This is a genomic window from Pseudomonas fluorescens (genome assembly GCF_902497745.1).
GTDB classification, from domain to species: Bacteria; Pseudomonadota; Gammaproteobacteria; order Pseudomonadales; family Pseudomonadaceae; genus Aquipseudomonas; species Aquipseudomonas fluorescens_BM.
This window is the reverse complement of the sequence record NZ_CABVHJ010000019.1, coordinates 31,036-44,111: the sequence shown is the minus strand read 5'-3', so window position 1 is coordinate 44,111 and position 13,076 is coordinate 31,036. Positions and strand designations below refer to the sequence as shown.

11 protein-coding genes are annotated in these 13,076 nt (G+C 56.3%); 7 read left to right on the top strand and 4 right to left on the bottom strand.

All coding sequences use genetic code 11. From position 1 onward, the window contains the following. Window positions 1-6 precede the first annotated feature (6 nt). Window positions 7-1,203 (top strand): hypothetical protein, encoded by a 1,197-nt coding sequence (locus tag F8N44_RS24425; RefSeq protein ID WP_150652085.1) that lies wholly within the window; start codon window positions 7-9, stop codon window positions 1,201-1,203. Between the two features lie 3 nt (window positions 1,204-1,206). Here F8N44_RS24425 and F8N44_RS24420 read toward each other — a convergent pair whose 3' ends face one another. Continuing rightward, a complete protein-coding gene (locus tag F8N44_RS24420) occupies window positions 1,207-2,193 on the bottom strand; it encodes a hypothetical protein (protein ID WP_150652084.1) in 987 nt (328 codons plus the stop codon). A gap of 188 nt (window positions 2,194-2,381) precedes the next feature. Here F8N44_RS24420 and F8N44_RS24415 point away from each other — a divergent pair, with 188 nt between their 5' ends. After that, window positions 2,382-3,479: an HNH endonuclease signature motif containing protein gene (locus F8N44_RS24415; protein WP_150652083.1), complete on the top strand. Its 1,098-nt coding sequence runs from the start codon at window positions 2,382-2,384 to the stop codon at window positions 3,477-3,479. Window positions 3,480-3,609: 130 nt separating this feature from the next. Here the strand turns inward: F8N44_RS24415 and F8N44_RS24410 are convergent, their stop codons facing one another. From F8N44_RS24410 to F8N44_RS24400, 3 genes are all read right to left on the bottom strand, one after another. Then, window positions 3,610-4,146 (bottom strand): Bro-N domain-containing protein, encoded by a 537-nt coding sequence (locus tag F8N44_RS24410; RefSeq protein WP_150652082.1) that lies wholly within the window; start codon window positions 4,144-4,146, stop codon window positions 3,610-3,612. Window positions 4,147-4,495: 349 nt separating this feature from the next. Next, window positions 4,496-5,746 (bottom strand): ribonucleotide-diphosphate reductase subunit beta, encoded by a 1,251-nt coding sequence (locus tag F8N44_RS24405; RefSeq protein ID WP_150652081.1) that lies wholly within the window; start codon window positions 5,744-5,746, stop codon window positions 4,496-4,498. 542 nt (window positions 5,747-6,288) lie between these two features. Beyond that, the gene (locus F8N44_RS24400; protein ID WP_150652080.1) at window positions 6,289-6,549 is read right to left on the bottom strand and encodes a DUF2790 domain-containing protein; all 261 of its coding nucleotides are present in this window, start codon (window positions 6,547-6,549) and stop codon (window positions 6,289-6,291) included. Between the two features lie 464 nt (window positions 6,550-7,013). Between F8N44_RS24400 and acs the strand changes: the two genes are divergently transcribed. The 5 genes from acs to F8N44_RS24375 all read left to right on the top strand — a co-directional run bounded on the left by acs (window position 7,014) and on the right by F8N44_RS24375 (window position 13,061). Then, entirely contained in the window at window positions 7,014-8,969 is a 1,956-nt protein-coding gene (acs, locus tag F8N44_RS24395) for an acetate--CoA ligase (RefSeq protein WP_007912698.1), read from the top strand. A gap of 728 nt (window positions 8,970-9,697) precedes the next feature. Then, complete coding sequence (locus F8N44_RS24390) at window positions 9,698-10,471, top strand: ABC transporter substrate-binding protein (RefSeq protein WP_150652079.1); 774 nt, start codon at window positions 9,698-9,700, stop codon at window positions 10,469-10,471. 91 nt (window positions 10,472-10,562) lie between these two features. Continuing rightward, on the top strand, window positions 10,563-11,252 hold the full coding sequence (locus F8N44_RS24385; protein ID WP_016773583.1) for an ABC transporter permease: 690 nt from the start codon (window positions 10,563-10,565) through the stop codon (window positions 11,250-11,252). Continuing rightward, the gene (locus tag F8N44_RS24380; protein WP_150652078.1) at window positions 11,249-11,947 is read left to right on the top strand and encodes an ABC transporter permease; all 699 of its coding nucleotides are present in this window, start codon (window positions 11,249-11,251) and stop codon (window positions 11,945-11,947) included. The genes F8N44_RS24385 and F8N44_RS24380 overlap by 4 nt, the downstream gene beginning before the upstream one ends. A gap of 1 nt (window position 11,948) precedes the next feature. After that, the gene (locus F8N44_RS24375) at window positions 11,949-13,061 is read left to right on the top strand and encodes a M14 family metallopeptidase (protein WP_150652077.1); all 1,113 of its coding nucleotides are present in this window, start codon (window positions 11,949-11,951) and stop codon (window positions 13,059-13,061) included. Window positions 13,062-13,076: the final 15 nt, after the last annotated feature.

Genomic DNA, 13,076 nt, shown 5'->3' with positions numbered 1-13,076 from the left:
CGATCAATGCTCAAGGGACTGATGCGCCTGGCAACCTGCGCCGCTGTGCTGTTCTCGCTGCAATCCACCGCACACGCTGAAGACAACCGGATGGTGTTCACCGGCACGTTGGGCAAAATGCCGATCGTCTTCGAAGTCGATATTAGTGACCCGGGGCAAGTCACCGGTCGCTACTTCTATGAGAAGTTTCACCGCGATCTAGAGCTTAACGGCACCTATCAAAATGACATATTGCTGCTCACAGAGGGCAGTGATCGTATGGAGCCGAGCAAGCCGTTACCCACGCTGAAACTGCAACAGATTGATGGCGGCTGGAAGGGCGAATGGCAAAACCCCAAGGGCAAAAAGTTGCCCGTACTCGTCACTGATACGCCACTTCCCGAAGTGCCGGCGAATGCATTGCCCTACATCGCCAAGTTGCCCAAGAGCGAGCCCTACGAATATCTACGGCTTCAGGGATTGAAACTCAAACCTGGTAAAAAGCAGGACTTCATGGGCTACTCCCTGCAATGGTGGGAAGAGCCTGATACCAAGATGTCCATGTTCAGCATCGAATCCGGGATGCCAAAAGAAGATCTGCAACGGGTTAACCAGCAGTTGCTCGGGCGCTTGTGGGACGAGGCCATCAGTTACTACGGTTGCCAGTTGCGAGGTCGCGGTTACGCCGAATTCCTTCAGGACGTCACCCCGACATTTATCTCGCCCAGCGTCATCAGCCTGAACATCTCCACCAGCTACGACTGCGGCGGTGCGCACCCGGACTTCGGCGATTCACCACTTAACATCGATGTGAAAACCGGCCATCCGTTGTCGCTCGAAGACGTGCTCTGGGTGGGCGAGGGTCAGCCAATCCTTCACGCTGATCGCTACCGAGGTGGTGACCAGCCATTGACCGAGGCCGAAGACGCAGCACGCTCAAAGTACCAAAGCGAAGTCTTCAAGCCGTGGCTGATCAAACAACTCACCGCGCTGTATCCGGATGAAATGAAGAAACCGGCAGGCGGAGATGAAGACAGTTGCGACTTCACCAATGAAGATAACTGGAGCTATTCCAACTGGCACTTCACCGAAAAAGGTTTGTACATCGGCGCGTATTTCGCCCGCGTCGAGCGAGCCTGCGATTCACCCGACTGGTCGATCCTGCCGTACTCACTCGTCAAACAACACCCCGGCGCCGTCAACCTGCAACTGCCCCAGGGTTAACCGTCACTCCAGCCCCGGCGCTTCACGAATAATGAAGTGATCCAGATTCTCTATATTGGCATTGAAGACCTCGAAAGGCTTTTCGGGGTTCTTCTTGCCCGGCACCTGCTTCAACTCCGGCGTCACCCCATAGAAGAAACAGAACAACGCCTTGTCGCTATCCACCGCGTGCTTGATCTCTTCCAGAAACGCCTTGCGCTTGCGGTAGTTGTCGATCAGCTTCTTGTTCAGATAAACGCTGACCGGATACGGCTTCTTCTTACTGTCCTCGGGCTTCTTGAACCAGACCTTGTCCTCGAAATCGATGCGAAAACTGGCACTGTGGAAGTCCTCGATCTTCTTGATCCGCCCCCAGTAAATCAGCCCCTTGTTGTCCGTCAGATACTCGATCTTCTTGAAGAACGAACTGTACGGCGCCGAATGCTCACCGACCTTCAACGGCATCCGCTTAAGCAACTCCTTGTCCGCGAAGTTCGAAACAAAACACTCCACCGGATGCGCAAACACACTGGTCTTGTCCGGCGCCGACTCACGACTCGCCGACTCTTTACCACTGTCCACCGCCACCCGCACCGGATCATCGCGCAACACATCCGCCACCCCCGCTGGCGGGACAGGCTTGCGCACATACTCACGCCGGGTCAGCAACAACTCCGATGGGAAGTGCTCCTCACGCCCGTCATCCACCTCGCCATCCGCCGTCTCAACGCCAGACGCTGAAGCCTTCAAACTCACATACGGACAGCCCGCCACATGCTGCGTGGTAGGCAGATTCTTGAAGTGCGGCGTGCGCACGTAATTCACATTCTTGGCGTTGAACGTACCCAACTCGTTGGAAGCCTCGAACGCCGAACGACAGGCATCGTTGGGGCACTGGAAGTGTTCCTTCGCGGAGTCGAAGGCAACCGTCTCATCGAAATTGAGATCGCGAACATCATAGATCGACAACTTGTCGTCGAGGCTGAGGCAGTAGGCGAGATCGAATTTCATGGTGGGGCTCGGATCCTTGAGGAGAAGATGGCGCGTTAAGACGAGTAAACGAGTTAGGGGGAGCACGCCGATATTAAAGGCAACGCCTAGAAATAGTGGCTCATTGCTCTGTCATGTATTGAAACCCTTTTGGAGTTTGGCGACTATAGGAATTTTCCTACAGCCATAGACTACAAAGGGCGGCACTCGTGGTGATCAAAGCGGTCTCGAAGGAACGAATAGGCAGCGCGATGCTGGAGTTTGATCACAAATTTCGGAGTAGGCCTGAGTGGCAAAGCTGGGAAAAAAACCAATCGCATCGTTATGCCATTAACGCGGGTGGGGTCCTGTATCCAGCGAAGAAAATTGTCTCTTTGGCGACTGGCATTGCGGTAGGCGAGTTTTCGGGTGGGCATCCGACCAACAGTTACCTTAAGAAGCGAGGCTTCACTATTGTGGAGTTACCTCGTGAAGAAGGTGAGCTTGTGTTGCAGTTCACGCCAGGGGCTGTTTATGACCGAAAAACCGAAATCAATGGGCCGTTCGGTGGTAGTCGACAAAGCGGCATAGCAGCGTCAGCTATCTATCCCGTGATTTTTTTGTTCACTGGCGATAGCGGTGAGCAATATGGTTATGCCGACCGTTGTGAAGATGGCGTCTATTTTTACACCGGTGAAGGTCGACGAGGGGCGATGACTTTGACTCGTGGCAACCGCGCTATTGCTGAGCATGCTGTGGATGGCCGAGCACTGCATTTGTTTAAGTCACTCGGCAAAAGTAAAGGCTGCGCTTATGTGGGTGAGTTTTCTTGTGCTGATATGTTCACGCGGACTCAGCCGGATGTAAGTGGCCAGGATCGTGCGGCTATTGTGTTTCGACTAGTCCCAGTTGGTAATTCTGGCGGAACGATTGAGATTGGTGAAGAGGACGAGCATAAGGCTGACCTTCCCGAGTCTCTGGCTGCTGCGCGGCTGGTGGCGCTCGCTGCTTGTAAGCTTGCCAGTGATGGAGTCGGGCAATCCGCCCCGCGTAAGATTTATCAGCGTAGCCAGAAGGTCTCGTACTACGTATTGATGCGTGCTCAGGGAATATGTGAAAGCTGTGAACTGCCAGCTCCGTTCTTGAAGAAAGATGGCACACCCTATTTAGAACCGCATCATGTGAATAGGCTCTCCGATGGTGGTTTAGACCACCCACGTTATGTGGCAGCTGTATGTCCAAGTTGTCACCGGGAAATTCACTCTGGGGTGCATGGCGCATTGGTGAATCAGAGATTGAAGCTTCGGTTGGAAGCAATTGAAGGTTGAGTATTCCAATCACGGTTGTTCTTTTTCGCACCCATACGATCGCCGAGGGTGCCAACCCTCGGTCGATATTGAATGGCTGTCATGAACTCCTTGTGAAGAGTCGTGCGGCTCGCAAGCTCCTATAAACACGTCACCTAGCCATATAGCGCCTCGAGGATTGGAACGCCTGAACAACTCGTCGCCACCAAGTTCGAATCGTAGTTGCTCTCCGCTGCTGCTGATCATTTAACAGATAAGGCATATCCCTGAGCCGAATCCATCCCTCATCCTGCCAATGCAACAAACTCAAAGACATCTCCGGCCAATCCAACAAACTCAACATTGGCCGATTTGAATTTCCCGAATCCTGCGCATCGCGCAAGGTCGGCACTACCTCATTGGTCAGCCACTCACGCAACAACCGATTCCCCGGAACGTAGTGATACACCAACAGCGCATACACCCCAGACTCACTGAGCATCAACTGCTGTTCGGGTTCTCGAAAGTACTCAATCCACATGACACGGCGCTGATCGCTGTCTAGCTTATTGACCACCCGATCATTCAGATGGAAGCCCATCAAACGGCCAACATCCCGGGCGGAGAACCATGGCTGGTTTTCGAGTAGAAGGGCATGTAGAGAAAGATTGTGGCGAGAGAAGACTGTTACCGAGCATGGATCAGACATATCTATGACCTCTACGTTTTAGATTTTGAGAGGGCCTGACCCCAACGTAGAGCGGACTTAAGAAATCCCAACGAGCAGAGCAGTTACCACCGACGAATTACACGTCTGTGTCACTGACCAAGCTTTCCACGTTGGGCGTTTCTTAGGCACCTGCGATAGAGCTTAGTAGCGCTCGCAGCAAGCTTCAATGGGAAGTGACTGTAAGTGCTGTAGGAGATTGAACGCTGTGGCGTAGGCGCAAAAAAGGTTTACCTATCGCCCATAAAAAAGCCCCGATCTGATCGGGGCTTTTTGCTTTCTCGACTCGCCGACTCAAACCGCAATCGTCAAATCATGCCGAGCGAGACTATTAGTCCCAGCTCAACGCACCACCAGTTTGGTATTCGATCACGCGAGTCTCAAAGAAATTCTTCTCTTTCTTCAAGTCCATAATCTCGCTCATCCAAGGGAACGGATTCGTAGTCCCCGGATACTCTTCCTTCAAACCGATCTGCGACAAACGACGGTTAGCGATGAACTTCAGGTAGTCCTCCATCATCGCCGCATTCATACCCAACACCCCGCGAGGCATGGTGTCACGCGCGTATTCGATCTCCAGCTGCGTACCCTGCAGAATCATCTGGGTCGCTTCTTCCTTCATTTCGGCATCCCACAAGTGCGGGTTTTCGATTTTGATCTGGTTGATCACGTCGATGCCGAAGTTCAGGTGCATGGATTCGTCGCGCAGGATGTATTGGAACTGCTCGGCGACGCCGGTCATTTTGTTGCGGCGGCCCATGGAGAGGATTTGGGTGAAGCCGCAGTAGAAGAAGATGCCTTCCAGAACGCAGTAGTAGGCGATCAGGTTGCGCAGCAGTTCTTTGTCGGTGTCCGGGGTGCCGGTTTCGAACTTCGGATCGGAGATCGAGCGGGTGTACTTCAGGCCCCAAGCGGCTTTTTTAGCGACCGATGGGATCTCGTGGTACATGTTGAAGATTTCGCCTTCATCCATGGCCAGCGATTCGATGCAGTACTGGTAGGCGTGGGTGTGGATCGCCTCTTCGAAGGCCTGGCGCAGGATGTACTGGCGGCATTCCGGGTTGGTGATCAGGCGGTACACGGCCAGTACCAGGTTGTTGGCAACCAGGGAGTCGGCGGTGGAGAAGAAGCCGAGGTTGCGCATGACGATGCGGCGCTCGTCGTCGGTCAGGCCTTCCGGGTTTTTCCAGAGGGCGATGTCGGCGGTCATGTTGACTTCTTGCGGCATCCAGTGGTTTGCGCAACCGTCCAGGTACTTCTGCCAGGCCCAGTCGTACTTGAAAGGTACGAGTTGGTTGAGGTCGGCGCGGCAGTTGATCATGCGCTTTTCGTCAACGGCGACACGGGCGGAGGCGCCTTCGAGTTCGGCGAGGCCTTCGGCGACGTCGAGGGAGTTCAGTGCAGCCTTGGCGCGGGCAACAGCGGCGGAGTCGTCGGCGGTCACGGCGCGGGCTTCCAGCGCTGCGGCGCCGCCGGCGTTGTCGAGGCGGTCCATGTTGGCTTCAGTAGCGTGGCCGGCGTTGGCGCCTTTCACGGTTGCTACTTCACTGTCTTCTTTGTCGAATTCGTCCCAGCTCAGCATGACGTGTCGTCTCCTGCGTGAGGGCCTGTGCCCGTGTGAAACCTGATTGGTTGGTTTTTCACACGGTCGTACAGACCGCGTTGGATGTCGTTTTTTGCAGCGATGCACGCAGGCAAATAAACAGAAATTTTGACGGGTTCCGAGAGCCTCTGATGGGCGCAATCAGCGTTGAACGCTGCTGCGGGGCTTCAGAATGGCTTTTGCTCCCTGTAAGGGAATATTGCTGACCCGTATGGGGCGGCATTATAGGGAAAAAAACACGGCTGTGCTGAAGCGAATCCGCGCATGGAGCGGTCGAGGAGGGTGGTTTTTCGACGAGAGTGAGGGTTTACAGGGCTTTGCCGGGGATAGATTTTTTTTCGTAAAAATCTCGCCATTGTGAATTTGCTCAAAAAACGAACAAAAAAATCGGTTTTTCACTACATCTAGTGGTTTGCAAGCATTTTTGATGACTTCAAACACAACTGAGCCCGACCGAAGTCGGGCTGGAATCGACCCTCAATGAAGCGCTGAGAGATCCAATTCGGTGCAGTCTCGAATCATCAATTGGTGCAGCCGTTGCCCATGACGCTGTAACGCAGGATGTGGCGCTGGCCTTTGGAGTCGTCGTACTCCATTTTTGCCGGTACTACTTCGCAGACGTTGGGAATTTCACTCATCGATACAACGTTGGCGATGTCCAGGTGAGTGGAGTAAGTGTATTCCTCGATCACCGGTTGTTGCTGTGCGACATCAGTCGGGGCCTCATCTGCCATGGCGGTTGCGCACAGACTGCTGAGGGCCAGAACCAATAAAGCTTTCATTTCAGATTTACCTTTTTGAGGTCGAGTGGGGTCACGCAACCTTTATGGGGTTGCGTGTGTAACTTCATCGTTTGCAGTTATTACTTGAGAGCTGGATTAACGGCCTTCGTGGGGGCTGTATCGTTGTTAATCGCGTTTGCCTTGTTGGCGAGGTGAATTTTAGGGAGATGGGGCGGGGGTAAACAGAGCGGGTTTTGATAAACACCTTTGGCAGATTTGGTAACAATCCCTTGAGATGGGGTGGTGACTGGATTGCTGGGTGCGTGATTTGTCTGGGATACCGAGGTGACTGAATCGCTTGCAGGCAAGCTCCCACAGGGGATTGGGGGTGTTTGGGAGATCTGCGTGCGGGGTAGGTGGAGGATTTGTAGGGGCTTGTTACTACCATCGTCGAATGGTTCTATGGCCCCCGCCCCGTTACAACAGGGTCATACAAAAACAACTATTACACCGAGGTAGGAAAGATGAGTGCGGCTTCTCTGTATCCCGTTCGTCCCGAGGTTCTGGCTAACACGCTGACTGACGAGGCAACCTACAAAGCCATGTACCAGCAGTCGGTCGTCAACCCTGACGGTTTCTGGCGCGAGCAAGCCAAGCGTCTCGACTGGATCAAGCCTTTCACCACGGTGAAGCAGACGTCGTTCGACGATCACCATGTCGACATCAAGTGGTTTGCCGACGGCACCCTGAACGTTTCCTACAACTGCCTCGACCGTCATCTGGCCGAGCGAGGCGATCAAGTCGCGATCATCTGGGAAGGCGACGATCCTTCCGAGAGCCGCAACATCACCTACCGCGAACTGCACGAGCAAGTCTGCAAGCTCGCCAACGCCCTGCGTGGTCAGGACGTGCACCGCGGCGACGTGGTGACCATTTATATGCCGATGATTCCCGAAGCCGTGGTCGCCATGCTGGCCTGCACCCGGATCGGCGCGATTCACTCGGTGGTGTTCGGCGGTTTCTCGCCGGAAGCCCTGGCCGGTCGCATCATCGACTGCAAATCGAAAGTGGTGATCACCGCTGACGAGGGTATTCGCGCCGGCAAGAAGATTTCCCTCAAGGCCAACGTCGATGACGCGCTGACCAACCCGGAAACCAGCAGCATCCAGAAAGTCATCGTGTGCAAGCGCACCGGTGGCGACATCAAGTGGAACCAGCATCGCGACATCTGGTACGAAGACCTGATGAAAGTGGCGGGCACCGTCTGCGCGCCGAAAGAGATGGGCGCGGAAGAAGCGCTGTTCATCCTTTATACTTCCGGCTCGACCGGCAAGCCGAAGGGCGTGCAGCACACCACCGGCGGTTATCTGCTGTACGCGGCGATGACCCACGAGCGCGTGTTCGACTACCGTCCGGGCGAAGTCTACTGGTGCACCGCCGACGTCGGTTGGGTCACCGGCCACAGCTACATTGTCTACGGCCCGCTGGCCAATGGCGCGACCACGCTGCTGTTCGAAGGCGTGCCGAACTATCCGGACATCACCCGGGTGGCGAAGATCGTCGACAAGCACAAGGTCAACATCCTCTACACCGCACCGACCGCGATCCGCGCGATGATGGCCTCGGGTCAAGCTGCGGTTGAAGGCGCGGATGGCAGCAGTCTGCGTCTGCTCGGTTCGGTCGGTGAGCCGATCAACCCGGAAGCCTGGGATTGGTACTACAAGAATGTCGGCAAGTCGCGTTGCCCGATCGTTGATACCTGGTGGCAGACCGAAACGGGCGGCAACATGATGAGTCCGTTGCCGGGGGCTCACGCGCTGAAGCCGGGTTCGGCGGCGCGTCCGTTCTTCGGTGTGGTGCCGGCGCTGGTCGACAACCTCGGTAACATCATCGAGGGCGAGGCTGAGGGCAATCTGGTGATTCTCGATTCGTGGCCAGGTCAGGCGCGCACGCTGTATGGCGATCATGATCGTTTCGTCGATACCTACTTCAAGACGTTCCGTGGCATGTATTTCACCGGTGACGGCGCGCGTCGTGATGCCGATGGTTACTACTGGATCACCGGGCGTGTCGATGACGTGCTCAACGTGTCGGGTCACCGTATGGGCACGGCCGAGATCGAGAGCGCGATGGTTGCGCATCCGAAAGTCGCTGAGGCGGCGGTGGTGGGTGTACCGCATGACATCAAGGGGCAGGGCATTTATGTCTATGTCACGTTGAAGAATGGCGAGGAGCCGACCGAGCAGCTGCGTCTGGAACTGAAGAACTGGGTGCGCAAGGAGATCGGGCCGATTGCTTCGCCGGACGTGATCCAGTGGGCACCGGGGCTGCCGAAGACGCGGTCGGGCAAGATCATGCGCCGCATTCTGCGCAAGATTGCTACGGCGGAATACGATGGGTTGGGGGATATCTCGACGCTGGCGGATCCGGGTGTGGTGCAGCATTTGATTGATACGCACAAGACGATGAATGTTGCGTAAGTAGCAGGTCTGAAAAAAAGAAAGCCCCGTCCGGTGTATTCCGAGCGGGGCTTTTTTGTGTCTGGAGGTTTTGTGGTGGTTGGGCGGGCCTCTTCGCGAGCAGGCTCGCTCCCACAGTTTGACCGAGTACCTTCAGGCAAAATGCAGATTCCTGTGGGAGCGAGCCTGCTCGCGAAGGCAATTTGTAAGACGCCGGGGTAGTCCGCTGTCGGAGCGCGGTCTCACCCAACCAATAATTATCGATCTCCCCCGTACGACATTTCACGCTGTTACCCAACACCTTCCACGTAACCGAATGTGTAACCGCCCGCCCCGCGACGGGGCAAAGGGAAACGCATCGCCCCGTTTTAGAGCCTCGAAACCCCCAGTGAAAAATAAGACACAACGCTGCGCTTGCCGGATTAGAAGGGTTTGCGAATAATAGGCCCGCAATTTGCAGCATAGATCGGTTCACTGTCTTTCGCTCTTGCATGAAATTGCAAGGCTGTCAATGTGCCAAAGTCGCTTTCTCTGTGCATCTGTAATTAGTTGTCGCATTGAAGAAATATCGGCTTCGGGCCTGTCGTTAGAATGCCGATCACTCGCTCATCGTGGCTGACGTTGAAACCTCCGACGGTTTCAATGGGAAATTTCCCAACGATGCAGCAACCGATTTCCCGATTCACCCATTCGCATATTGGGCTGTCGCTCACTCTGCCGTTTTTGCCCTTTACCGATGGAGTCCCAAGATGAAGAAACTTGTGCTGCTTGGCGCCCTGGCACTGTCCGTGCTGTCGATGAACGCCTTCGCTGACGAAAAACCTCTGAAGATCGGTATCGAAGCGGCTTACCCTCCGTTCGCTTCGAAAGCGCCGGATGGCAGCATCGTCGGTTTCGACTACGACATCGGCAACGCTCTGTGCGAGCAGATGCAGGTCAAGTGTGTATGGGTCGAGCAAGAGTTCGACGGCCTGATCCCGGCGCTGAAAGTGCGCAAGATCGACGCGATCCTGTCGTCGATGTCGATCACTGAAGACCGCAAGAAGTCGGTCGACTTCACCAACAAGTACTACAACACCCCTGCACGTCTGGTGATGAAGGCCGGTACTCAGGTCAGCGAGAACCTGAGCGAGCTGAAGGGCAAGAACATCGGCGTACAACGTGGTTCGATCCACGAGCGTTTCGCCCGCGAAGTTCTGGCGCCACTGGGTGCCGAGATCAAGCCGTACGGCTCGCAGAACGAAATCTACCTCGACGTGGCTGCTGGCCGTCTCGACGGTACCGTGGCTGACGCAACCCTGCTGGACGACGGTTTCCTGAAAACCGACGCCGGTAAAGGCTTCGCGTTTGTTGGTCCTGCATTCACCGACGTCAAATACTTCGGCGACGGCGTAGGCATCGCAGTGCGCAAGGGCGACGCCCTGAAAGACAAGATCAACGCTGCCATCGCGGCCATCCGCGAAAACGGCAAATACAAAACAATCCAGGACAAGTACTTCGCCTTCGATATCTACGGCAAGTAACACGTCTCTGCGACAAGTCCGAAATGGCGCAAGCAACAGGATCTCTGCGGTTTGCGCCATTTTTTCATCCCAACTTTCGAGGACCTGAATCATGTTGAAAGGCTACGGGGCTGTCATCCTCGATGGCGCATGGCTGACGCTTCAGCTCGCCTTGTCGTCCATGGCTCTGGCCATCGTTCTCGGGCTGATCGGTGTCGCGTTGCGCCTGTCGCCGGTGCGCTGGCTGGCCTGGCTGGGCGATCTGTATTCCACGGTGATCCGCGGGATTCCCGATCTGGTGCTGATCTTGCTGATCTTCTACGGCGGCCAGGATTTGCTTAACCGCGTCGCACCGATGCTCGGCTACGACGACTACATCGATTTGAATCCATTGGCCGCCGGTATCGGCACCCTCGGTTTCATCTTCGGTGCGTACCTGTCGGAAACCTTCCGTGGCGCGTTCATGGCCATTCCCAAAGGTCAGGCCGAAGCGGGCATGGCGTATGGCATGAGCAGTTTTCAGGTGTTCTTCCGGGTGATGGTGCCGCAGATGATTCGCCTGGCGATTCCGGGCTTCACCAACAACTGGCTGGTACTCACCAAGGCCACCGCGCTGATTTCCGTGGTCGGTCTGCAAGACATGATGTTCAAGGCCAAGCAGGCGGCAGATGCCACTCGCGAGCCTTTCACCTTCTTCCTCGCAGTGGCGGCGATGTACCTGGTGATCACCAGTGTCTCGTTGCTGGCATTGCGTCACCTTGAGAAGCGCTACTCGGTAGGCGTAAGGGCGGCTGATCTATGATCTTCGACTACAACGTCATTTGGGAGGCCATGCCGCTGTACCTCGGCGGCCTGCTGACCACCCTCAAACTGCTCGCGCTGTCGCTGTTTTTCGGTCTGCTCGCGGCTCTGCCGCTGGGGCTGATGCGCGTCTCGAAGAACCCGATCGTCAACGGCGCCGCGTGGCTTTACACCTACGTGATTCGTGGCACGCCGATGCTGGTGCAACTATTCCTGATCTACTACGGTCTGGCGCAGTTCGAAGCGGTACGCGAAAGCTTCCTCTGGCCGTGGCTGTCCAGCGCAACGTTCTGCGCGTGTCTGGCCTTCGCGGTCAACACCAGCGCCTACACCGCTGAGATCATTGCCGGCAGCCTCAAGGCCACGCCGAACGGTGAGATCGAAGCAGCCAAGGCCATGGGCATGTCGCGCTTCAAACTGTACAAACGCATCCTGCTGCCATCGGCCCTGCGCCGGGCACTGCCGCAGTACAGCAACGAAGTGATCATGATGTTGCAGACCACCAGTCTGGCTTCCATCGTGACCTTGATCGACATCACCGGCGCGGCGCGCACGGTCAACGCGCAGTTCTATCTGCCGTTCGAAGCGTACATCACCGCTGGCGTGTTCTACCTGTGCCTGACGTTCATTCTGGTCAAACTGTTCAAACTGGCCGAGCGTCGCTGGTTGAGCTACCTGGCCCCGCGGAAGCACTGATATGGAACGCATCGACCACGTTTTGCCGTGGAGCCACTTGGGCAGCGAGCGCAAGATTTCCGTGTTCCGCTTTGGCCACGGCGAGCGCAAGGCCTACATTCAGGCCAGCCTGCACGCTGATGAATTGCCGGGTATGCGCACAGCCTGGGAGCTGAAAAAGCGTCTCGGCGAACTCGAAGCCAAAGGCTTGCTCAACGGTGTTATCGAACTGGTGCCGGTCGCTAACCCGTTGGGTCTTGGGCAATTGCTGCAAGGCAATCACCAGGGCCGTTTCGAGGCCGGCAGCGGCAAGAATTTCAACCGTGACTTCGTCGAACTGAGCGCGCCGGTTGCGGCAGCGCTGGCCGACAGCCTCGGTGATGATCCGCACGCCAATGTGCGCCTGATTCGTCAGGCCATGGCCGATCACCTGGCGGCATTGCCCGAGGCAAGCAGCCAGTTGCAAGGCATGCAGCGCGTGTTGCTCAGCCACGCTTGCACCGCTGATGTAGTGCTCGATTTGCATTGCGATGCCGAAGCCGCGCTGCACATGTATGCGCTGCCGCAGCACTGGCCGCAGTGGCGTTCGCTGGCGGCGCATCTGAATGTGAAGGTCGGATTGCTGGCGGAAGATTCCGGCGGCAGCTCGTTCGATGAAGCCTGCTCGTTGCCTTGGTTGCGTCTGTCGCGGCAGTTCCCCGATGCGCAGATTCCGCTGGCCTGTCTGGCGACGACCATTGAGCTGGGCGGTCAGGCCGACACCGGTCGCGCCGAAGCGCAGGCGTATGCTGAAGGCATTCTCGCGTTCCTCGCCGAGCAAGGCTTGATCACTGGCGAGTGGCCGAACCCGGCGCACGAAGCCTGTGAAGGCATGCCGTTCGAAGGCACCGAGTTGCTGTTCGCGCCGCATTCGGGCGTTGTGAGTTTTCTGCGCAAGCCCGGCGAGTGGGTCGAGGCGGGCGATGAGATTTTTGAAGTGATTGATCCTCTGTCCGATCGGGTCAGCACGGTGTGTGCTGGTACCTCCGGGGTGCTGTTTGCCATTGAACGGCTGCGTTATGCCCAACCCGGTTTCTGGCTGGCCAAGGTGGCGGGGCGCGAAGCGCTGCGTCACGGGCGCTTGCTCAACGACTGACTGACTGTTTTTGTG